This is a genomic window from Paenibacillus sp. Y568 (assembly GCF_059445545.1).
This window is the reverse complement of record NZ_JCAIUM010000011.1, coordinates 71,290-94,206: the sequence shown is the minus strand read 5'-3', so window position 1 is coordinate 94,206 and position 22,917 is coordinate 71,290. Positions and strand designations below refer to the sequence as shown.

Here is a 22,917-nt window from a genome sequence, read left to right as displayed (position 1 = left end):
CGTCCATAACTTGGTAGATTGCATTAATATTTATCTATTCAATATGGAAGGAACGATGGAAATGAAAAAATCGATCAAAAAGGCAAACGCAATGTTGCTTGCACTTTCTCTGGTATCTACTATGATACTTGGAATGTTGGCAACGCCAGTTCATGCAGACACGGCACCTGCACTGTTCACGATTGAAAGCGAGAACGCTCAGCTCACCTCAGATCTTCAAGTGGTGACACAAATTTATGGACAACCTAAGCCCGGATTCTCCGGAAGCGGATTTGTCTGGATGCAGAATTCCGGTACTATAACTTTCACAGTGACAGTCCCAGAAACCGGCATGTATGCGATCTCCACTCGATATATGCAGGAGTTGAGTCCTGACGGCAGACTTCAAAGTTTAGCAGTAAACGGCGTTACTAAGGGTTCGTATATGCTACCGTACACGACTACGTGGTCAAATTTCGATTTTGGCTTTCAAAAACTGAATCAAGGAAGCAACACCATTCAATTGAAGGCGGGTTGGGGATTCGCTTATTTTGACACCTTCACTGTGGATTATGCCGATCTTGATCCCTTGGATGTGCAGCCTGTCCTCACAGATTCTCAAGCCACACCGGAAACCCAGATTTTGATGAATTATTTAACGGAGGTTTACGGCAACCAAATTATCTCCGGCCAGCAGGAGATATATGGAGGCGGAAATGACGGGGATTCTGAGTTGGAGTTTGATTGGATCTACGATTTAACTGGAAAGTACCCAGCCATCCGTGGGTTTGACTTAATGAACTATAATCCGTTGTATGGTTGGGAAGACGGCACAACCGATCGGATGATCGATTGGGTGAATAACCGAGAAGGGATCGCAACTGCTTCCTGGCATATCAATGTGCCCCGAAATTTCACCACATATAAGCTCGGAGATTTTGTGGATTGGAAGGAAGCGACTTACAAGCCAACCGAAACCAATTTTAATACTGCCAATGCTGTGGTTCCTGGTACGAAAGAATATCAATATGTGATGATGACCATTGAGGATCTAGCGGAACAGTTGGTGATTCTGCAAGATAATAATGTACCGGTGATGTTCCGTCCTTATCATGAGGCGGAAGGTAACGGTGGGCTGAATGGCGAAGGCGCATGGTTCTGGTGGGCATCGGCAGGTGCAGATGTGTACAAGCAACTATGGGATCTGCTCTATACCGAACTAACGGAAACCTACGGCTTACACAACTTGATCTGGACCTATAACAGTTACGTGTACAGCACTTCTCCAGCATGGTATCCTGGCAACGATCAGGTGGATATTGTCGGCTATGATAAATACAATACGATCTACAACCGCTATGACGGTCTGTCTGGCGTCCCCAATGAGGATGCCATTACCTCGATCTTCTATCAGCTTGTTGATCTAACCGACGGTACGAAAATGGTTGCCATGACCGAGAACGATACGATACCAAGTGTACAGAATCTGACAGAGGAAAAATCGGGATGGCTCTACTATTGTCCATGGTATGGTGAACATCTTATGAGTTCCGCCTTCAACTATCCGGCCACCCTGACAACACTTTATCAAAGTAATTATGTCATCACATTAGATGAGTTACCCAATTTAAAGGTCAACAATCCAACGCCAAATGCGTCGATCACTCCTACAAACATCGAATTTGACAAGTATGCATCCAATCAAACTGACAAAGTCATATCCTTAAATGTTAACGGTAATACACTAAGCGCTCTTCGAGTAGGAGCCACTGCATTGACCTTGACGCAGGATTATACCTTGAGCGGAAGTACGTTGCTGCTGAAAAAAGAGTTCCTTGCCACGCTTCCAGTGGGCGAGCACTCGATTGTTTTTGATTTCAATCAAGGACAAGACCCCATATTAAAAGTCGAAGTTGTCGATTCAACACCAAGCGCTGCGATCTCGCCCGTGAATGCGACATTTGATAAAGCGGCGAATCTGCAACAGAATATTTTTCTATCCCTTACCTTAAATGGACAGCAGCTTACAAGCATATCGAATGGAAATGTTACTCTTCAATCTGGACAGGATTATACGGCATCAAGCGCTACTGTCGTCTTGAACAAATCCTATCTTTCTACGCTGCCGCTGGGCCAGAATGTGTTAACCTTTCATTTCAGCGGAGGAAATAACGCTGTTCTATCCGTGAATGTAGCGGACAGCAGTGTTGCTGTACCAGCGGGAGACATAACGGTCCAAGCCTTCAATGGCAACACAAGTGCCTCCACTAACGGAATATCACCGAAATTCAAAGTAATCAACAATGGTGATTCGGCAATTCAGTTAAGTGATGTTAAACTTCGTTATTATTATACGATTGACGGGGAAATCCCACAGAGTTTCTGGTCCGACTGGGCAAGTATCGGGAGTGCGAATGTAACCAGTAATTTCGTGAAACTGATGACTCCGGTTACCGGAGCCGATTATGTTCTAGAAATTGGTTTTACGAGTTCAGCTGGAACGCTTAATCCGGGTCAAAGTGCAGAAATTCAAGCCCGATTCTCCAAAACCAACTGGTCCAATTACAACCAGGCTGATGATTACTCATTTAAGTCTTCCAGCAGTCAGTTCGTAAATAATGAACAGGTTACAGGCTATTTGAACGGTCAGCTTGTATGGGGAATTGAGCCGTAACGAAGTGAGGAAGAAGGGACGGATCGGGGTTTTCACCCTGCTCCAACCCTTTTTTTTGTTGTGTTAGGGAACATATAATTTCTTTTGGACACCATTCCCATGGAGCAGTTATGGCACGTGGAGGTAGAAGTCTAATCTTTCTTGTAAAGTTGCTAAGACTTCTGCTGGCACTTCCCTGATTTTAATATCTTCACCTAGGAATAGAAGCCAATTGGTGATTTCGGTTATTTCTTCTGAAAGATGAACATTGATAAAAGTCTTTAGAATGGCTGTGGTTTGGTAAGGATTCGTATAGGCAATCGAAACTCTTATAGGATGGTATTTTTTGAATTGGGCAATCGCTCTTGGACCAAGTTCAAGGATAAGGTTAATGACTTCTTCCTGCTTGCTTAGTTGTTCTACAATCTTTTTCTTACTTACTCTCTTTTTTGTAGGGTAGGGTTTTACATCGGTGAGATTGTCGACAGGAACAATCCTTCTTCTCTGTTCCTCTAAATCAAAGCCTTCGATTAGCCATAAGCTTTTTTCACGATAAAGGTGCAAGAGATAAATAGGATAAGACTTTAATTCCTTTTCTTCTGTGATGGTAACCAATATATAACTGTCCAACAGTAGGATTTGGATGAGGTTTTCTAACATAGGATGGGGCAGGTCGGACAGATCAAGAAGGTCGGGATTATGAGGGTTGGTTCCTTCAAAAAGCAATATTTGATTTAAAAGAACAAGGTCATCTTGTTGATTTTCTGAGATGAGGCCAAGTAATTTTTCAGATAATGACTGTCGACTCTTTAGATAAGGGAGTTGTTGATTTCTTGTCGCCATAAAGGCAATAAATAGAGCTTTAATCTCATTGTCGGTAAAGCGGACAGTGGGCAGAACAGAGTTGTTCATGACAAAATAACCCCCATCCCTCCCAACTTCAGCGACAAGCGGCATCCCCATAGCTTCAATTTCTCTGACATCTCTAATAGCTGTCGAGCGAGAGATATTAAATTCTTGCATGATTTCAGAAATGGTAAAGTGAGCGCGGTTGTTAATATACCGCATGATGATGTTAATCCGTTCAACTTTTTTCATAGGATCCCCTAAACAGTATCATTTTTTGACATGATTTAAGGATATTATAAACCTATCAAGTGAAAAGACAAATCGTTTGATAAATTTTAAAAAAAGGTAGGTTTTGAACATGACCAATTATACGCTTGAAGAAAAAGACAGCTTTATTGTTCTAGGTATTGGAACGGAGCTTAAGAGCGATTACACAGACTATGCGGGCATCAATAAGGAGAAAGCAGACTTTTGGTGCGCCGTCGAACAAGATGGAAGGCTTGACACTTTAAAGGCCATAGCTACAAATGACTACATATTTGCCGTGAACGAAGCGGTAAATAACAAGATGATGCATTATGCTGGTGTCATGACAGAGGCATCGGTATCTGAAGAATCGAGAGTTATCCAATTTCCTAAAGGAGACTATCTTGTTGTTAAAGGCGAAGGGGAAACGTCTGCTGAGTTGACTAACAAGCTCGCTGGCATAGCCTTTGGTCAAGCCTTGCCGGAAGCAACGAATTTTGCCTATGTCGGGGGACCCAATACAACGGTTGAGATGGGACAGCGAGATGGTTTGATTTTTGGTGAGATGTGGATTCCTGTTGTAAGGAAATAAGAGGGATAAACATGTCTTATAAGCATGAATTTTAAAGGATAATATTAAGGTGTGCACTGAGAGTTATAGGGATCAAGGGATTAACCGATGAATTCAAGTTTTAAAACTACTGGTTTGAAGTTGAATCAGTGGTTTTTTTTATTATTGATGAAAGATTCTGTTTTTTACCTTATGGGTCCAGAGTTTTCGGTTCTAATCCCTTCATTTGGGTAATAACTCATAAATAATCATATTTATATAACGAAGTCAACATGATGTTGCCGCAACAGTACTCAATGGACCAACTAAAACATCTATAGAAAGGCGTGATTAATTGTGTATCTAAAGTATTCTGCTGTCATGAAAATCTCGATTTTTGTTATGGTTCTAACTCTATCAGCATGCTCTGGATCAACTGACCCTGCAGCCAATCCTGAGCCTTCAACACCGGATAATGAAGTGGTCACGGCTCCTGTATCTGAGAACGAGAAGACTCCCGATATGAAGCGTCCCAAGACTGAAACTTTTGATTTGATGACGGGTGAGGGGAACCAATCATATACGGCCACATTGCATCAAGGAGAAGGATTTTCCTTATACGTATTCGATAAATTTGATTTCGACGCGGCCAAAGGACGCCTGTTTCTTACCAGCAACCAAGAATACAATGTCGATATCGAATCGCTTCCTGCAAATTATGATTTAGCGAAGCTTGAGACTACAGGAAAAGAAGAGTTGAAAGAGTTCGGGGAAGTATCCGATTATAGTGGTGAGCTTGTCGAACATCCCCTAGGTTCCGCCGAGATCTATCTTCAAGTCTCGAGTGGTGAAGGGATTCACGATTATATCGTGTGGAAGTCAGAAGCAGGGGAGGCTTTCCTGTTCCATCTTCACAATCCAAAAGGTGAGGAAGCTTCGGATTTTGCCGCTCCGGTGTTCGTTTCATTATCAACGGTTCAAAGTGATTCATAATGGGATAATTTATTTATAATTATTTTTACTCTCGAGTCTTATCAGTAGAAGCTGTTAAACTGTATCTATATTTTCATTCTTGATGTCTCAAACCAATTGGGTTAAAGATTAAGTACATCCCGCATCCCGTATGGAACAAAAGGAGAGATGCTATGATTTATAACGAAGTTGTTAAAATTGGTGATGCACATTTACTTCCATTAATATCGGAGTTGTACGAGTTAGAAGGCTATGAAATAAAGTTAATCCCTGCACATGAAGGTGGGAGGAATGTCGCTTATAACTGTAAGAAGGAGAACGCTGGGGCAAAAATAATTAGAATTGCCTTCTTAGATGACCGAAATCGGGCAGATTTTCTGGGTGAAGTTGAATATATTAGGTATTTATACGAGCATGGCAGCAGTGTCTCGAATGTAGTTACCTCCAAGAATGGGAATCTGTTGGAAGAGATACAACATAATAATCATACCTTTTTTGTCTGCCTGTTTGAAAAGGCCGGGGGAAAAATGCTCGTGGAAAATCATTATCAGTATCGGGAAGGAGTTCCTATTACTGAGTACTATTATAACTGTGGTAAAGTCTTGGGAAAAATGCACCAATTATCGAAAGAATATACTCCTGTCCATTGTCGGTATAGTTTTGGTGATAAATACAATGCAGAATATATCGATAAACTGATACCCGACTCGTTATCTCTACTGAAGAAGAAGCTGGTAGAACACATCAATACTTTAGAAGAGCTGGAGAAGAATCGCGAGTCTTATGGTATGGTTCATTTTGATTACAGCGATGGGAATTATATGATAGATTTTGATACAGGGAACATCACTGTTTTTGACTTCGATAATTCATGTTTCTGTTGGTATATGTATGACCTAGCCAATCTATGGACACATGGCGTGGGCTGGATACAATTTGAACAAGACGCCGAGAAACGTAGAGAGTTTATGGAGGATTATTTTAATACAGTACTCGAGGGATACAAATCCGAGACCGAGATTGATGATTCGATGTTGGATAAGTTGTCATTATTCATTCAAACAACCCTCGTTGAAAATATAGTAGATACATTCGAAGTGCTGCGGAACAATGGAGAAGATCCAGCGTGTGATGAAGAGTTGTCCTATCACATAAAATGTATGGAAGACGATATCCCGTATGTGGGACTTTTCCATGACATTTACTCGTGTGAAGAACCCTTTGAGTATGAGGTGCGGAAGATTTAGTCTATAGATCGGTAAGATTTCAATAGTCCAAGGATTCCGTGACTTATCATTAGCATAGAACCCTTGGCCACTGCTGATTGAACTAATATAATCTCGTCAAAAGATCCGTAATCCAGAGTTTTCGATAATATCATCAATCTCGCTCACTTGCGCCTGCGTAAGCGGACCGAACTTCATTGCTGTCGCGGATTCAATCACTTGTTTTACGGATTTCAACCCTGGGATCGGGATGGTTCTGTCACTTTTTGCCCAAATCCAGGCCAACGCCCCTTGTACCAGACTTCGGTTCTCTGAACTAAGGATCTCCTTCACCGCATCGAGGGCTTCCAGCAATTCCTTTCTCGGCTTGCCATCTCTAAAATAGTGGACCCACTCATGCTTGCTTCCTCTAACGTCGTCAGTCGATAGGCGTGAATCTTGATTGAATTTGCCACTCAGAAGACCCATAGCCAACGGAGCGTTATTAATACTGCTTAACTGGTACCGTTCGCACAGTGCCATCATTTCTGAATCCCCAAGCAGAACATTGAAAGGGTGTTGAATGGAAACGCCGGAAGACTTTTCTGCGAACACTTTGGCTCGATCGATCTCCGATGTGCTGAACCCATATGAACGAATCCATCCCTCTTCTTGAAGTTTTTCTAATGTTTCCACTGCGATATGAATCTCTTCGAGCGAAATGCCACCGGCATGAATCTGATACAAATCAATATAATCGGTTCCAAGACGTTGGAGAGAAGCCTCGCAAGCTGAACGAATATAGTTCGAAGATACATCGACCCTCGAAAATACGTTGCGTGTGGCAGCATCAAAAGTAAATGCGAATTTGGTAGCGATCACCGCCTCATGCCGCTGCCCCTTTAAAGCTTTACCGATCACCTCTTCGCTTCGCCCGGTTCCATATACGTCAGCAGTGTCGAAAAAGTTCACACCGTGTTCCAAAGCAGACTTGATCGCACGGATTGACTCAGTATCGTCCACGTCACCCCAGCCATCTGGCAGTCCGTCCAGCAAGAATGGCCCTCCAATTGCCCAACAACCAAATCCAACAGGACTGATTTCAATTTCTGTGTTTACTTTTATTTTTCTCTTGTTCATTTTTAATTCCCCTTTCTTTTGCTTGAATTCAGTATAATAAAGGAAATTGGTAATAATAAGAGCCATTAATGTTAAATTTTAAGGAACCAATTTGGCAGGAGGGAGGGAAGAAATGCTCGGGATTTACCTTGAACCCGTGTCGCCCATGTCCAAGACGATGCAACTGTGCAACCAAATCCGTCATAAAATCGAAAGAGGAGAGCTCAAGGAAGGCATGCGACTTCCTCCGACTCGAAAGTTGGCACAAGAATTGGGCATTGCCCGGAACGTAGTAATTGACGCTTACGAACAACTGACCGCTGAGGGTTACTTGATAGGTCAAGCTGGCTCCGGTACTTATATAGCGAAAGATATTGTCGTTACTACCTCTTCTGTAGAACTTTCAACGATGGAGAGTCACGCTCTGATCCTAGCGACTCGATCTGAGTGCGGGGAGAACATTGATTTCGATACGGGTGCACCGGATATAAGGAACTTTCCTCGAGCTTTGTGGGCCAAATATTTGAAATCAGCTGCAGAGAATACCACGAGTGCAACTTTTGATTATGGCGACATTCGAGGTGAAGAGGAACTCAGAAAGGAAATATCTGACTACTTGTATAGAACGAGAGGGATGCAGTGTCTTCCAGAGCAAATTATGATCGTCTCCGGTTCCTCAGAAGGCATTTCATTGATTGCCAGCTTCATGAGGAGGAGCTATCATTCCATATACTTGGAGGATCCCACGATCGATTTCACTCGTCATATTTTTAATCAGTATCGATATCGGATTAAGCCAGTGGATGTTGACGAGTCCGGTATGAAATTGCATGAACTTGATATGACTATGAACGGGCATTTGCTTCTTCTAACAACATCCCACCAATTTCCAACCGGCAGCATATTATCGATTCAAAGAAGGCAATATGCGGTAAGTATGGCGGAGAGAACTGATTCCTATATCATCGAAGATGATTACGATGGAGACTTCCGTCTGAAGGGAGTCCCCATACCGCCGCTGTATTCGCTGCTTCCAAACCGAGTTTTCTATGTGGGGACGTTCAGTAAGACGCTTGCCCCCGGTCTGCGTCTAGGTTTCTTGGTATTACCTCGACACCAAGTACAGCCATTTGTGGAATATAGAGAAGAGCTGAATCACCGCACCTCTAACGTTCCCCAGATTGCGCTTGCTCGGTTTATGCGGGATGGTCGATTAGACCTTCACATCCATAAGATGAGAATGATTTACCGGAATCGACGCAGTTTATTAATCAATACATTGATGCGACATTTCGGGGAGCATGTCGTGGTGAAAGGTGACGAGGCTGGGATGTATCTACGTGTGGAGTTCCCGACGATAAAGAATCAGGTGGACTGGTACAATAGCGTTTCATACGGGGTGAACGTACATCCTGTAGAAGATTATTGCCAGGTTAAAGGCCATCGTCGCCATCAAATTGTATTAGGATACGGCAACGTTAGCGAAGATAATATCGAGTTGGGTATCGAGAGATTACATCAATTTCTATCACCTGAATTACGTTCATAATAGGAATTATTTTATTCTCATTTTTTTTATAACACGAAGGAGGGCTGTTCTATGAAATATGGACCTGATCCTAATGCAACCTACCCAAATGAGGCAATTAAAAGTATATGCTATATTAAAAACGTAGTAACGCGCTCAAATATTACTGTCGGTGAATACACCTATTATGACGATATAAACGGTGCTGAGAAGTTTGAAGAACGTGTGACACATCACTATGAATTTATTGGAGATAAACTGATTATCGGAAAATTCTGCGCATTAGCAAAGGGTATTGAATTTGTGATGAATGGTGCAAACCATAGAATGAGCAGTGTCACTACCTATCCATTTAACATTATGGGCAATGGATGGGAGAAATCGACTCCAACGCTGGCAGACTTACCCCTTAAAGGTGACACTGTCATTGGAAACGATGTATGGATTGGTCAAAATGTCACTGTAATGCCCGGTGTGCATATTGGCGATGGAGCCATCATTGCAGCCAACTCTGTCGTTGTAAAAGATGTTCCCTCGTACTATATTGCAGGCGGGAATCCCTGCAAAGTTATTAAGAAAAGATTTGATGACGAACTCATCAATTATCTCCTTTCCATTAAATGGTGGAATTGGCCTGCTCGTAAAATTTTTGATAATCTCGAGACTTTATGTAGTGGCGATCTGACAAAAATCAAGGAATTGTAATAGCTTATTATGAGCAATTTCATCAGTGTTGTATTGACCATTCAGTAAGCCCTAATATATCTCATCGCCGATTTAGCGGTGGTCACATTCGGCATCCTTCTGCCTCTTCTTGAGGTAGAGGGTTATTTTCGTTTATTTGGGCCGCAGTGGTGATAGACAATAATTGCCAAATCATGTATAGTTGATTACATGAGTAACCAACCGTTCAACGTCAATTGTTTTAGAGAAAAGAGGTACTAGATGAAACCGACATTGGATGAGTCCCAACCAATCTTTCAGCAGATTGCCCAAATGATGATGGACGAAATCGTGGGGGGTGAATTGAACGAAGAGGATCAAATTCCTTCCGAAAATGAATTGTCACGCTTTTATAACATCAATCGGGCGACAGTACGCAAGGGTCTCGAGGCTTTGGTGGATGCAGAAATTATTTATAAACAAAGAGGAATAGGCATGTTTGTAAAGAGTGGAGCGAAGCTTCAATTATTGAAGGAACGTCAGCTTCATTATCGAGAACAGTTCATCCTTCCCTTGTTGGAAGAAGCGAAGAGAATCGGATTAAGCAAGGAATCGGTCGTTCAGTTAATACAGGAGGAGGAGTATTGATGCTATACGTAAACGAAGTCGCATATTCGTACGATAACGTACCCGTTCTCGAAAAAGTATCATTTGAAGAGAAGGAACCGGTGATCGTAGGGTTGTGGGGTCGCAATGGTGCTGGTAAAACTACGCTGATGAGACTACTGGCCGGTCATCAACGACCTCACGGCGGAACGGTTCAAGTTATGGGCTCGGCACCTTACGGTAACCCGGGGGTAGTTCGGCATGTTTGCTACATGCAGGAGGATCATCCGTTCAGCTCGATATGGACGGTACAGGATGCACTACGTTTCGGTCGATATTTCAATCCCAACTGGGATCAAGCTACGGCAGACCGTCTGGTCGAAACTTTCAGATTGGACCGCAAGAAGAGAGTCTCCAAACTGTCCAAAGGGATGAAATCTGCGCTACAGTTTATTATCGGGTTATCTAGCCATGCTGACGTAACGATACTCGATGAGCCGACGAACGGTCTGGATGCCGGGATGCGGAGAAAACTGTATGAGGCATTAAGAGAAAGCCATGAGGATTCACCTCGTCTAATTCTGATTTCGAGTCATCATATTGAAGAAGTCCAAGCAATCTGCGAATCGTTGATCGTTATGCACAAGGGCAAGTTGCTACATCATCAACCGATCGACGAGTTCCGCGAGCAAGGTATATGGTTGGTTGGCGAACGGAGCGCGGTGACAAACGTTCTTGACGGTCATAAAGTGCTGGAGCAAAGCACGATGGGATCGAAAATCAGGGTGATGCTCGACGCTCCATACTCGAAGCAATGGAAGGAGCAAGCGCAAGCTCATGGGCTTACCATTGAGAAAGCGGACTTGCAAAATTATTTGCTAAATATAACGGAAGATGTGGGGGTATACGTATGAACGCAAGGAGCGCGGTATTTCGGTTGATGTATGAGGATGCGGGCTGGTATTTTGCTAAACTCTTGTTGCTGTTCATTACTGTTCCGTTAACGATCGTATGGATCATCGTCGGCTTGGTCTTTGATCTCGACAGGGAAACACTTGCTTCGATATCCGGGCCGACTTATTTCTTTATCCCTTTTTTCTGCCTCTTCGGATTCAAATCCCTCTTTGCGATCTCGATCGGGATGGGTAGTACGCGGAAACAATTCCTTAAAGCTTTCTACGGCATTGGTTTGATAGGCGTTATTTTCAGCATATTATGTCTGAACTTATGCCAATACGTGCTATTGACGGTCTATCAATGGAATTCGGTAGATGCAGGGATTATGCATGCTGCGAGATTGTTTTTTGGGGAGTACCATTTCTTCACCTATTTGTGGATAGATCTGATGGTGGGCATGGTTGGCTTCGGTCTTTCTTTCTTCGGCTATGCCATCGTGTATCGGGTAGGATTTACACGGAGCGTTATCATGCTCATGATTGTAATGATCGCAGGCATATTTCTTTATTATGGAGGCACTATTACGGCCTTGTTCGACTGGATATCGAATTTCAAGATGAGTGCGATGGTGATCGCTTCGTGCGTAGGGGCAGTGAGTCTGGCTGCATTATTTGCCACGTATCCGATGCTGCGCCATGCGCCATTACACCCGACGCCGAGAAAAGGGTAACGAATAAATGGAAGGAGTTTAAACGTCCATTGTCGGGACTTTTCTAGAAAAGGAAATCGATATTTATGATAATATAGAGAAGAGATTGTGGAGAATGTAACATAAAGCAACAGGCAGTTCATTTGAAGGAAAAACCGCTCCGTTTATGCTAGAATTATAAATGGATACTAATTAAAAGATATTTTAAAAAGTGAGGATATACGATGATAGCAAAAACAGAAGAAGATTTTAATGGTTTGAAAGAAATCGGCAAAATTGTTGCCTCTATTAGAGACGAATTGGTACAGAGAGCAATTCCAGGTATAACAACCAAAGAACTTGATGATATAGCCGGAGAGCTTTTAGAGAAAGCAGGTGCAGTTTCAGCACCCAAAGGTGAATATGATTTCCCTGGCTATACTTGCATTAGTGTTAATGAAGAAGTAGCACATGGTATTCCGGGTCAACGGGTTATTCATGAAGGGGATTTAGTAAATATAGATGTTTCTGGTTCCAAAAACGGATATTTCGCAGATACAGGAATCTCGGTTGTAGTAGGCGAAGGAGAAGAAGTATTAACGAAGATATGCGACGTTGCTAAAATGGCATTTGAAGCAGGTCTTAAGAAAGCCAAACCTGGTTCTAAAAAAAGTGGATTGGGAAAAGTAGTCTTCCAAACTGCAAGACAGAATGGATTAACGGTAATTAAGAACCTTACAGGACATGGTATTGGACGTTCAATCCATGAAGCGCCTGATCACATTTATAATTATAATGATACTTCTGATGATGAATTGTTAAAGGAGGGAATGGTTATCGCATTCGAACCATTTATCTCTACACTTGAAGAGGAAGTATTCCAAAAAGAAGATAACTGGACCTATGCAACAGAAAAAAGTTATGTAGCTCAATACGAACATACGATTATTCTTACGAAGAATGGACCGATTATTACTACCTTGTAAGAACTAATAGTAAGAGAGCACCTAAGATATAAGAAGCCCAATACCTATTCATACAGGTATTGGGCTTTAATTATATTGGAATTTGCTTAGCGTGCACAATTTCCAAATCGCTGGCTGTACCTTTTCTAGTTTTCTAATGGAATTAGTATATTTATCTAGTATTTGCAACATTTCCTGATTCCCTAACGTTTATAGAGGGTAACTAATGATTATACCTCTATATGGAAGTAACTCCACGAGAAAGGGATGTTGTAAATTGAAAATGAATAAAGGGAAAAGAAATTTACTTACGGCTACACTTGTTGCAACTCTGTTGGCGGCGCCTATGGCGATGTCATTACCAGCTGAGCATGTAGCTGCAGCAACTACTATTTCAAAGCTTAAGACGATAACAACACCGTTTAGCATAGAAGGAACTCGCACGAATATTAATACGATCAATAAGAATAACACAACCTACATTGCGTTACGCCATCTTAATGACAGTTTAGGTATTAGTACGAATTATGTGAAGGCAACCCAAATGGTTAACATTGAGGGTAGAAACCGGTTACTACAGATTAACCTAAAGAATACAGCAACCACACTTAACGGGCAGCAGCTTGTCTATGGAGCGGAACCAATTCTTCAAGACAATACTACTTACCTGCCGCTTCGCTTCGTTTTAGAGCGGATGGGTTATGCTGTTTCCTATGAGCAAGCCACCAAAATGATTGGAATTCATGCAATTCAAGAGAATAAGCTGAAGATTAACTCAGAAGTAGTCGGCGCAGATGGAGATGGCAAGTCATTGCTTGTGTATTATCCGGTTATCTCGGGTTATGAGAATACTGCCGTTCAGCAGAAAATAAATACATTTTTGAAGAACGAAGCGGATAGGAATATCGCAGCTGGCTCGAAGCAAATGGATCAGGTTGTAGCCGGTAACAATCAAATCTTAGCCGATAATCCAAAAGCTACGATTCGACAACCGAGCTTCAAGGGTCATTATACGGTAACTTATAATGAACAGGGTCGATTGAGTCTATACGTCGATTACCATATCTATTCTGGGGGAGCTCATGGGGATACTGCCCGTATTCCTTATACGTTCGACCTAGCAACTGGTGATGTAATCTCATTGAAAGAGGTCGCAAATAACAATGAGAAGTATGTATCGATTATTAACAATAAGATTAAATCTCAGGTTAAAAGTCGCAATTTGCCATTGAATCCTCCTTTCCAGACGATAGAGGCGGATCGTGATTATTTCCTTAATCGCAATGGAGTTGTCATCTACTTTACACAAAATGAGTACACTTCCTATGCGGAAGGAATGCCGGAGTTTGTTATTCCATATACAGACTTCCAATAAGAGAATACGTATGAGTTTTGACTTGACACTGGCCCTTCATGGGTTAGTGTCTTTTGTTTTTGTTATCATAATAAGATTATGAATTGGAAAAGATATAAAGAGGATAAAAAACGAAATGAGGTGAACACATGTCGAATCATTCATTGTCAAACCAAGAAGCAATTGAGACCGTCAGAGATTTGATTAAAGGGATCGACACAGCTATGCTGACGACGGTAACGGAGCAAGGATTGGTATCACGACCAATGAAGACACAAGAAGTTGAATTTGACGGTGACCTGTGGTTCTTGACGAAAAAAGACACTAACAAATATCAGGAACTCCTCCGAAATCGAAGTGTAAATGTAGCATATGTAGATAAGTCCTACGTATCTTTACGAGGAGAAGCAGAGTTGGTATCGAGTCCTGCCAAAATAAAAGAATTCTGGAACATTGCTTACGAGAAGTTGCTGGAGACGACACCCGATGATCCGAATCTCGTTCTGATAAAAATAAAAGCGGAGTCGGCTGAATATTGGGAAACGGGAAGTAAAACGAAGATGGTGAAGCAGCTATTCTCGAAAATTACAGGAAAAGGATCTGATGAATCAGATCTGAACCATACCGTTGACTTGAACGGATAACTGATGATCCATAGTATAAATTAAGGCACTCCTTAGGGGTGCCTTAATTTATGTTACTCTCATCACACTTGTATTCGCGAAAATACACTGACTTTTAATGGAAAACAACTGTTTATTGAATATTTCCGTCCGTATAGGAACGGTACAATAGAGATGAATTACGAGTGAGCAGAATTTGAACTGAACATCATTGGAGGTGAATTCACGACGATTTAAAAGCGTATTCAAAAATCTCGAATGAACGAGAATGTCTTGTCTTAAAAAAAGAAGGAGAAGGTGATCAGGAAAAATGGGAAAGAAGAGCATCGTTAGTAAATTTCTATTGCTATCTTTCGGAGTAATTCTATTGGTTAGCATGGTTGGTATACCTAATGTGGATGCTAAACCAAACCGAGATGTAGAGATGAATGGGGGCATACAATTAGAAAACCTAGACAGGGGACTCATCGCGGCTTCAACATCGGATGGTATATTTCTGAGTTGGCGATTATTAAGCCATGAAGTAACGGGTCACTCGACGACTGGATTGACAGGCGTAGACTTCAATATCTATCGGGATAACGTCAAGATTGCCACAGTTAAGGATAGTACTAATTATTTAGATGCAACTGGAACGATGCAATCGAAGTATTCTGTATCCACGGTTATTAATGGAAGGGAAGCAGAGCAAAGTGCAATGATATCACCTTGGGCAAATAACTACTACGATATGCCACTTCAGAAACCAGCGGACGGTGTGACTCCTGTAGGTGAAAGTTTCACTTACTCAGCGAATGATATGAGTGTTGGGGATGTGAATGGGGATGGCCAATACGAACTATTTGTAAGCTGGGCGCCATCGAATTCTAAGGATGTATCCCAGAAAGGATATACCGGAGAGACTTATATTGATTGTTACAAAATAAATGGAACCCTTCTATATAGAATTGATATGGGTGTAAATATAAGATCGGGGGCCCACTACACTCAATTTATGGTATACGACTATGATGGGGATGGTAAAACAGAAATGATTCTCAAGACAGCTCCTGATACTAAAACAATAACATATGATAACGCAGGGAAAGTAAGTTCAGAGCAATATGTCACGATGCCAAAAGAGGATATTCAGGCTGGTTATAGTCATCAAGATGATTATAGGATGAGTAGTGAAGACTACTACAACCATATGGTTGAAATATTCAAGAACTGGGATAAGCATGAAGAAGTTCTGAATGGACACTGGCCAACCACAATCGAAGAAAGCTTCGGAATCGAGAAAAAGTATAGTTACCCGCTTACACAAACAGATGCGGAAAGCCTCACGGATTATTTCATGGATGTCTATGCTCCGAGCCGAAGCGATAAAAATAAACTCAGAGAATTTGAAGGTTTTATTGTCAATGGGCCTGAGTATATTACGGTATTTGAGGGTGCGACGGGTAAGGAGTTGCAGACAGCTCCGTATAAGCCAGGGCGGCATGACGATGGTCTAATGTGGGGAGATTATGCGATGGCTCGTATCGAACCAGGCAATCGAGTAGATCGCTTTCTTGCAGGTGTAGCTTATTTAGACGGGGAAATACCTTATGCAGTATTTGCTCGGGGATACTATACTAGAACAACAATGGTAACTTATAGTTGGGATGGAAAACGGCTCAAGGAACATTGGTATGTAGACAGTGGCTGGACTCCGATGAGTAATCCCTTTAATGATGGACCACATGGTAGGGATGGAACAGACCCAGAATTTGCAACCCTTACGACGCAGGGGGCACACTCATTGAGTGTAGCAGACGTAGATGGCGATGGTAAGGATGAAATTGTATACGGTTCTGCAACAATTGATCACGATGGTAGTCTTTTGTACAGTTCGATGGATGTTATGCCTCCTCAAAGTGCAGCACCGGGTACGATAGCTAGATTAGGTCATGGTGATGCGCTTCATGTTGCGGATATTGATCCCGACCGTCCTGGACAGGAGATATTTATGGTACATGAGGGGGCCAGTTGGGCACCTTATGGTTATACTTTACGTGATGCGAAGACTGGTGAAGTTATTTATGGTGGTTATACAGGGAAAGATACGGGTCGTGGAATAATCGGGGATGTTGATCCATCCCAACGTGGACTTGAGACGTGGGCTGTTGGACTATGGACGGCTACTGGGCAACAGATCAACACGAAAATTCCAGGTACAAATATGAATATTAAATGGTCAGCAGACATGACGACCCAGATTGTCAATGGAGCATTAGAAGTAACACCAACGATCGAAGATTGGACCAAAGGTGTCCTTCTTACAGCTACAGATACTAGAACAAACAATCATACGAAGGGAACACCATCACTCGTCGCTGATCTATATGGTGATTGGAGAGAGGAAATGTTAGTCCGTACAACCGATAGTTCTGCTATCCGGATGTATGTAAGCACCGAGGTTACGAATCATAAGTTGTATACTTTAATGCACGATGCGCAGTATCGTACAGGAATTGCTCGTCAGAACACAAGCTATAATCAGCCATCCTATCCAAGTTTCTACTTGGCATCCGACATGGATTGGTCTAAAGTACCATTCTCCCCCTCTGTTTCAATTCATGTAAACATCATGGATGCTTTAGTAGAGGAATATAGTTCATCAGGAGAATTGAAGGGGGCTATCCAGAAGGAGTTAAGCCAACTTATGAAGCAGATGAAGCGGGATTTAGATAAAGATTCAGATAAGGATATCCTTAAATCTATGAAGAAGGTTGTTACAATTCTTGATAAATATAAGAATAAAAATAACAATTATATATCTCCTGAGGCGCAACAGAATCTAACCTATTACGCCACACTTACCATCGTAGTCGGTGGGAAGGATAAGTAGTAGATAGGGATGCATGTACCGAAAGTATGCAATCATTCATGATTGTATACTTTTTGTTGTTGTTGAAATCATACTAGCAAGTGTCGTAATCTATATTTCAGAGTTAAAATTTCAATGATTTATTTTGGAACTTGGATATCATTTTTACAAAAGATATGGAAAGAGAGGTTGTCATATACGTATCCTTCCGTTTATTTCGGGAGTATTAGTTCATCAAAAGGAGGGGACAAGGAAATCATGATCGAGACATACGTATCCTCCCATAGCACATGTACATCTAAGTGCCGCACGGTGGTTTGTTTTTTAGCCGGTGTACTAACGTATCTCAATAATTTTGAAGATGCTGCCAGTGAGATTGCGAAAAGGTATCAAGATGTTAAAGTTTTGATAATCTTTCCCTTTGGAATTGCAAACGGCACTACGGGTTCCTCGTTAATCCCTCTACTGGCAAGACAAATTACTCAGGTTGGTTATGACCTAACCCATGCCCAGTCTAAGCGGGTAACTAACGTATCGCAAATCATCCGCGAGCATGCAGCAGTGTCGGATCAGGTAATCCTTATCGGGCATAGTGCCGGAGGTGTGATTGCCTATCGGACAGGGATTGATTTGGAGGAAAAATACGGCTTTCAACATATTCAAGTATTTGCAGTAGGATGTCCAAAGTTTCATTTGAAGAACATTGCATATAATAACAGGTTTACCTATATCACTGGTCAGAATCCGGACAGGATCACCCAAATAGGCAGCTGGCGTAAGCCGGGTTCTAGAGTATACCGAGGCAGACCGGGACGCGAAATTCAAATGGAATTTAATCCAACTCATCAGGGATGGCAGTTTCATGCTTCGTATTTTCTGAAGTCAGCCTGGACGGATTCGAACCAAGTGTTCCGTACCAATTCTGAAAACTTGGTGTCCACAATCTATGAACTGTACCCGGGAGACACATGAGAACTGTTCAATTAATTTGCATCTACTTATCTTTTAGTGTAAGATAAATTCATTCTGAAACCGGGTGATCAAATTTGAGTTATCAAAAATTAGCAGAAGAATTTTTAAAATTTATGGAAACGGTGAGAAATGGACCAATACCACCGCTACCACATCCAATGGAATTTTCTAGAGGAGAATTGGGGATTCTTGTTTATCTAATTCATCAGGATGGTGGTGTGTCAGCTGGAGAGCTCAGTACTTATTTGAGATTGACAACGGGGCGAATTGCGGCAGCACTAAAGACATTAGAAAAAAAGAAATATATAGAAAGGAGAACGGATTCGTCTGATGGACGAAAAGTATTGGTATATATAACTGCACTCGGAAATGAAATAACACAAAGTAAAAAGAAACAAGTTATTGATCGTTTAACGAAAGATCTAGAAAAGTTTACTATCGAGGAAGCCGAACAATTTGTTCAGCTGACTAAAAAATTTTTCACCCCTTAGAGCAGTTAACCGACTGCTTTTTTTATAACAAAATATCTTATACTAGAAGGTAAAGGAGCACTTATGTTAAAAATCTTAAAGTATTTAACGAGAAAAGAGTGGCTGTCTGTTGGTCTTAGTTTAGTATTTATCATCATGCAAGTTTGGCTAGATTTAAAGTTACCTGATTATATGGCTGAGATTACATTACTTATACAGACAGAGAGTACAGTGGTCTCTGATTTATGGCAACCTGGTTTGATGATGCTGGTATGTGCAGTAGGGAGTATGATTGCAGCCATTATCGTTGGTTATTTTGCTGCTAGAATTGCTGCAGGCTTAGCAAAACGAATTAGAGGTATGGTCTTTGATAAAACAATTTCATTCTCACTGGCAGAAATGAACCATTTCTCTACGCCGAGCTTGATTACGCGTTCAACCAATGATATTACTCAAATTCAAATGATTGTCGCAATGGGATTACAAGTGATTATCAAAGCACCGATTCTAGCGGTGTGGGCAATCATCAAAATATACAATAAAAACTTTGAATGGACAGCTGCTACTGGTGTTGTACTTTTATTACTTGTGTCGTTGATTATTGTATTAGTCCTAGTTGCCATTCCGAAATTTAAAGTTATTCAAACCCTAACAGATAATTTAAATCGAATTACACGTGAAAATTTAACAGGGCTACGTGTCATTCGTGCATATAACGCAGAAGGTTATCAATTAAATAAATTTGAAAAGGCTAACTCAGAAGTAACCAATACAAATTTATTTGTAAACAGAATAATGGCGTTAATTAGTCCTTCAATGATGCTACTTATGTCAGGGTTGAGTGTTGCAATCTATTGGATCGGAGCATATTTAATTCAAGATGCCAATGCGATGGATAAATTACCTCTGTTTTCTGATATGGTTGTATTTTCCTCTTATGCGATGCAAGTGATTATGGCATTTATGATGGTAAGTATGATTTTCATTATGCTTCCGAGAGCACAAGTATCTGCTAAACGTATTTTGGAAGTGCTGGATACAAGCCCAACCATTAATGATGGAGAGCTTACAGGTGGATTTGAGAGTGGTATACAAGAAGTTCAATTTAACAATGTTTCATTCCGATATCCAAACGGCGAACAAAATGTATTAACGAATTTACAGTTTACAGCGAAAAAGGGTGAAACCATTGCACTGATTGGTTCAACAGGTAGTGGGAAAACAACGGCTATTCAGCTTATTCCTCGTTTCTTTGATGCTAGTGAAGGAGAAGTTCTAATCAATGGTCACAATATAAAAAAATATAATCAGAAAACATTGCGGGATGCGATTGGTTATGTTTCACAATCTGCCTTTTTATTTAGAGACACTGTACAATCGAATGTCATGTATGGTTCCGAAGAAGACGAAGTGAGTCTTATGTGGTTAGAGGAAGCGATATCTATTGCTCAAGGAACAGAATTTGTAGAACAGATGGAGAATTCCTATGATGCAATGATCGCGCAAGGTGGTAAAAATGTATCTGGTGGACAAAAACAGCGTTTATCGATTGCACGTGCCATTTATAAGAAGCCTTCAATCTATCTATTCGACGATTCGTTCTCAGCACTTGATTATGCGACGGATAGAAAATTACGTTCAGCATTAAAAGAAACAACGGATGATTCAATTACGTTCATTGTGGCACAACGGATTGGTACGATTAAAGAAGCAGATCGTATTCTAGTATTCGATGAAGGAAGAATTGTCGGAAACGGTACCCATGATGAATTGATGACCCATTGTGAAGCATATCAAGAAATTGCGTATTCACAGCTATCAAAGGAGGAACTAGTACATGAGTAATCAACAGCAGATAGATGTAAATGAGCAATCGAGCAGCGCTGAACCCGCATTTGGTCCTCCTCCAATGGGATCGACTGAGAAGGCTAATGATTTCAAGGAAACAATGAAAAAACTCATGATGTATAGTCAAGGATTTAAGTCCATTATTGGAATTGCTTTAATATTGGCCATAATTGGTACTGCATTTACTGTATATGGTCCACATTTATTAAGTGATTTGACAGACAAAATACAAGAAGGATTATTTGCAAGTATTGATTTGGATGGGATTAAAAAAATTGGCTTATTATTATGTTTAATGTATGGATTAAGTTTTATATTTAGTTATTTACAAGGCTATATTATGGCAACAGTCACACAACGTATCACGAAAAAAATGCGTACAGACTTGGCAGTCAAAATGAACCGATTATCGTTGAAATTTTATGATAAAACGAGTATCGGAAACATTTTAAGTCGTGTAACGAATGACGTGGATACGATTGGTCAAACATTAAATACAAGTCTCGGTCAGCTTGTCATATCTGTTGTTACATTCGTAGGCGTGTTATGTATGATGTTTTATACAAATTGGATTATGGCCATTACCGGAATAGTATCAACACTAGTTGGTTTTGCTTTAATGGCACTGATCATGAAAACTTCGCAGAAATATTTTGTCGGACAACAAAAGCAACTTGGTGAATTAAACGGTCATATTGAAGAACATTTTACAGGGCATCAAATCGTAAAAGCATATAATGGAGAAGAAAAGGCGAAGGCGAAATTTCATTTAGTCAATAATGAGTTATTCCATAATGCATGGATGTCTCAATTTTTATCAGGTTTAATGATGCCAATTATGCAGTTTATCGGCAATTTTGGATATGTAGCTATTTGTGTAGTAGGTGGAATCTTAGTAACAAAGGGATCAATCTCTATCGGTGTCATTGTAGCATTTATGATATATGTTCGATTATTTACTCAGCCATTAGCCCAAATGGCACAAGCAGCAACAAGTTTACAGTCTACTGCAGCTGCAAGTGAACGTGTATTTGAGTTTCTAGAAGAAAAAGAGTTAGAAGATGAATCTAGTAAAAAGCTTGTTCTTCCAACTATTAAAGGGAATGTATCATTTGATCACGTATCATTTGGATATGATGAAAACATCATAATTAAAGATTTCTCAATAGATGTGAGAGAGGGTCAAAAAATCGCGATTGTTGGTCCGACTGGGGCAGGTAAAACAACCCTTGTGAACTTACTCATGCGTTTTTATGAAGTAAACGGAGGTACAATTAAGATTGATGGCGTCTCTATTAAAGATATGACGCGTGAGCAGGTGCATGATCAATTTTGTATGGTTCTTCAAGATACATGGTTGTTTGAAGGCTCTGTTCGAGACAATATTGCTTATGCTAAACAGAATGTTACACAAGAAGAAATTGAGACAGCAGTAAAAGCAGTTGGTATTCATCATATGATACAAGCTATGCCAAAAGGTTATGACACGATATTAGATGAGAACATCACGTTATCTGTGGGTCAAAAACAGTTGATTACGATTGCAAGAGCGATCGTGGCAAATGCACCGTTGTTAATATTAGATGAGGCAACAAGTTCCGTAGATACTCGTACTGAAATGCTCATCCAACAAGCAATGGATACTTTAATGAAAGGAAAGACTTCATTTGTAATAGCGCATCGATTATCAACGATCAGAAATGCTGATGCAATACTCGTAATGAAGGATGGTACCATTTTAGAAACAGGAACCCATGAACAACTTCTTGAACAGAATGGATTCTACGCCAATTTATATAATAGTCAGTTTGAAACTGCTTCATAGTGGATCAAGTTTCAACAAAAAAATAATAAAGTTTGATAGAAAAGAAAATCATCT

At 40.9% G+C, this 22,917-nt stretch carries 19 protein-coding genes; 17 read left to right on the top strand and 2 right to left on the bottom strand.

Going from position 1 to position 22,917, the window contains the following annotated elements; genetic code table 11:
• The first annotated feature begins 61 nt into the window (after positions 1 to 61).
• A complete protein-coding gene (locus tag AC1D7X_RS16440) occupies positions 62 to 2,653 on the top strand; it encodes a glycosyl hydrolase (protein ID WP_495458383.1) in 2,592 nt (863 codons plus the stop codon).
• Positions 2,654 to 2,761: 108 nt separating this feature from the next.
• Here the strand turns inward: AC1D7X_RS16440 and AC1D7X_RS16435 are convergent, their stop codons facing one another.
• Positions 2,762 to 3,730: a helix-turn-helix transcriptional regulator gene (locus AC1D7X_RS16435; protein ID WP_495458382.1), complete on the bottom strand. Its 969-nt coding sequence runs from the start codon at positions 3,728 to 3,730 to the stop codon at positions 2,762 to 2,764.
• A gap of 109 nt (positions 3,731 to 3,839) precedes the next feature.
• On the opposite strand from AC1D7X_RS16435, the gene AC1D7X_RS16430 reads away from it, so the two are divergent.
• From AC1D7X_RS16430 to AC1D7X_RS16420, 3 genes are all read left to right on the top strand, one after another.
• Positions 3,840 to 4,319 (top strand): GyrI-like domain-containing protein, encoded by a 480-nt coding sequence (locus tag AC1D7X_RS16430; protein ID WP_495475656.1) that lies wholly within the window; start codon positions 3,840 to 3,842, stop codon positions 4,317 to 4,319.
• A gap of 315 nt (positions 4,320 to 4,634) precedes the next feature.
• Positions 4,635 to 5,270, top strand: coding sequence for a DUF8580 domain-containing lipoprotein (locus AC1D7X_RS16425; RefSeq protein WP_495475655.1), 636 nt, complete (start codon positions 4,635 to 4,637; stop codon positions 5,268 to 5,270).
• 152 nt (positions 5,271 to 5,422) lie between these two features.
• On the top strand, positions 5,423 to 6,496 hold the full coding sequence (locus AC1D7X_RS16420) for a phosphotransferase enzyme family protein (RefSeq protein ID WP_495475654.1): 1,074 nt from the start codon (positions 5,423 to 5,425) through the stop codon (positions 6,494 to 6,496).
• Between the two features lie 96 nt (positions 6,497 to 6,592).
• On the opposite strand, the gene AC1D7X_RS16415 is transcribed toward AC1D7X_RS16420, so the two are convergent.
• Positions 6,593 to 7,594, bottom strand: a complete 1,002-nt coding sequence (locus tag AC1D7X_RS16415) for an aldo/keto reductase (RefSeq protein ID WP_495475653.1) — start codon at positions 7,592 to 7,594, stop codon at positions 6,593 to 6,595.
• 112 nt (positions 7,595 to 7,706) lie between these two features.
• On the opposite strand from AC1D7X_RS16415, the gene pdxR reads away from it, so the two are divergent.
• The 13 genes from pdxR to AC1D7X_RS16350 all read left to right on the top strand — a co-directional run bounded on the left by pdxR (position 7,707) and on the right by AC1D7X_RS16350 (position 22,863).
• Complete coding sequence (pdxR, locus tag AC1D7X_RS16410; RefSeq protein ID WP_495475652.1) at positions 7,707 to 9,122, top strand: MocR-like pyridoxine biosynthesis transcription factor PdxR; 1,416 nt, start codon at positions 7,707 to 7,709, stop codon at positions 9,120 to 9,122.
• 51 nt (positions 9,123 to 9,173) lie between these two features.
• On the top strand, positions 9,174 to 9,806 hold the full coding sequence (locus AC1D7X_RS16405; protein WP_495475651.1) for a Vat family streptogramin A O-acetyltransferase: 633 nt from the start codon (positions 9,174 to 9,176) through the stop codon (positions 9,804 to 9,806).
• Positions 9,807 to 10,046: 240 nt separating this feature from the next.
• A complete protein-coding gene (locus AC1D7X_RS16400; RefSeq protein WP_495475650.1) occupies positions 10,047 to 10,412 on the top strand; it encodes a GntR family transcriptional regulator in 366 nt (121 codons plus the stop codon).
• Positions 10,412 to 11,284, top strand: coding sequence for an ABC transporter ATP-binding protein (locus AC1D7X_RS16395; RefSeq protein WP_495475649.1), 873 nt, complete (start codon positions 10,412 to 10,414; stop codon positions 11,282 to 11,284). The genes AC1D7X_RS16400 and AC1D7X_RS16395 overlap by 1 nt, the downstream gene beginning before the upstream one ends.
• Positions 11,281 to 11,997 (top strand): hypothetical protein, encoded by a 717-nt coding sequence (locus AC1D7X_RS16390; protein ID WP_495458373.1) that lies wholly within the window; start codon positions 11,281 to 11,283, stop codon positions 11,995 to 11,997. The genes AC1D7X_RS16395 and AC1D7X_RS16390 overlap by 4 nt, the downstream gene beginning before the upstream one ends.
• Before the next feature lie 203 nt (positions 11,998 to 12,200).
• The gene (gene map / locus AC1D7X_RS16385) at positions 12,201 to 12,941 is read left to right on the top strand and encodes a type I methionyl aminopeptidase (protein ID WP_495458372.1); all 741 of its coding nucleotides are present in this window, start codon (positions 12,201 to 12,203) and stop codon (positions 12,939 to 12,941) included.
• Between the two features lie 262 nt (positions 12,942 to 13,203).
• Positions 13,204 to 14,295, top strand: a complete 1,092-nt coding sequence (locus AC1D7X_RS16380) for a stalk domain-containing protein (protein ID WP_495475718.1) — start codon at positions 13,204 to 13,206, stop codon at positions 14,293 to 14,295.
• Between the two features lie 128 nt (positions 14,296 to 14,423).
• Positions 14,424 to 14,918, top strand: a complete 495-nt coding sequence (locus AC1D7X_RS16375) for a pyridoxamine 5'-phosphate oxidase family protein (protein ID WP_495458371.1) — start codon at positions 14,424 to 14,426, stop codon at positions 14,916 to 14,918.
• 289 nt (positions 14,919 to 15,207) lie between these two features.
• Positions 15,208 to 17,769, top strand: coding sequence for a rhamnogalacturonan lyase (locus AC1D7X_RS16370; RefSeq protein WP_495475648.1), 2,562 nt, complete (start codon positions 15,208 to 15,210; stop codon positions 17,767 to 17,769).
• A gap of 237 nt (positions 17,770 to 18,006) precedes the next feature.
• Positions 18,007 to 18,720, top strand: a complete 714-nt coding sequence (locus AC1D7X_RS16365) for an alpha/beta hydrolase (RefSeq protein ID WP_495475647.1) — start codon at positions 18,007 to 18,009, stop codon at positions 18,718 to 18,720.
• Positions 18,721 to 18,794: 74 nt separating this feature from the next.
• On the top strand, positions 18,795 to 19,211 hold the full coding sequence (locus tag AC1D7X_RS16360) for a MarR family winged helix-turn-helix transcriptional regulator (RefSeq protein ID WP_495458368.1): 417 nt from the start codon (positions 18,795 to 18,797) through the stop codon (positions 19,209 to 19,211).
• Between the two features lie 63 nt (positions 19,212 to 19,274).
• A complete protein-coding gene (locus tag AC1D7X_RS16355) occupies positions 19,275 to 21,035 on the top strand; it encodes an ABC transporter ATP-binding protein (RefSeq protein WP_495458367.1) in 1,761 nt (586 codons plus the stop codon).
• Entirely contained in the window at positions 21,028 to 22,863 is a 1,836-nt protein-coding gene (locus tag AC1D7X_RS16350) for an ABC transporter ATP-binding protein (protein WP_495458366.1), read from the top strand. Before AC1D7X_RS16355 ends, AC1D7X_RS16350 begins: the two co-directional genes overlap by 8 nt.
• Positions 22,864 to 22,917: the final 54 nt, after the last annotated feature.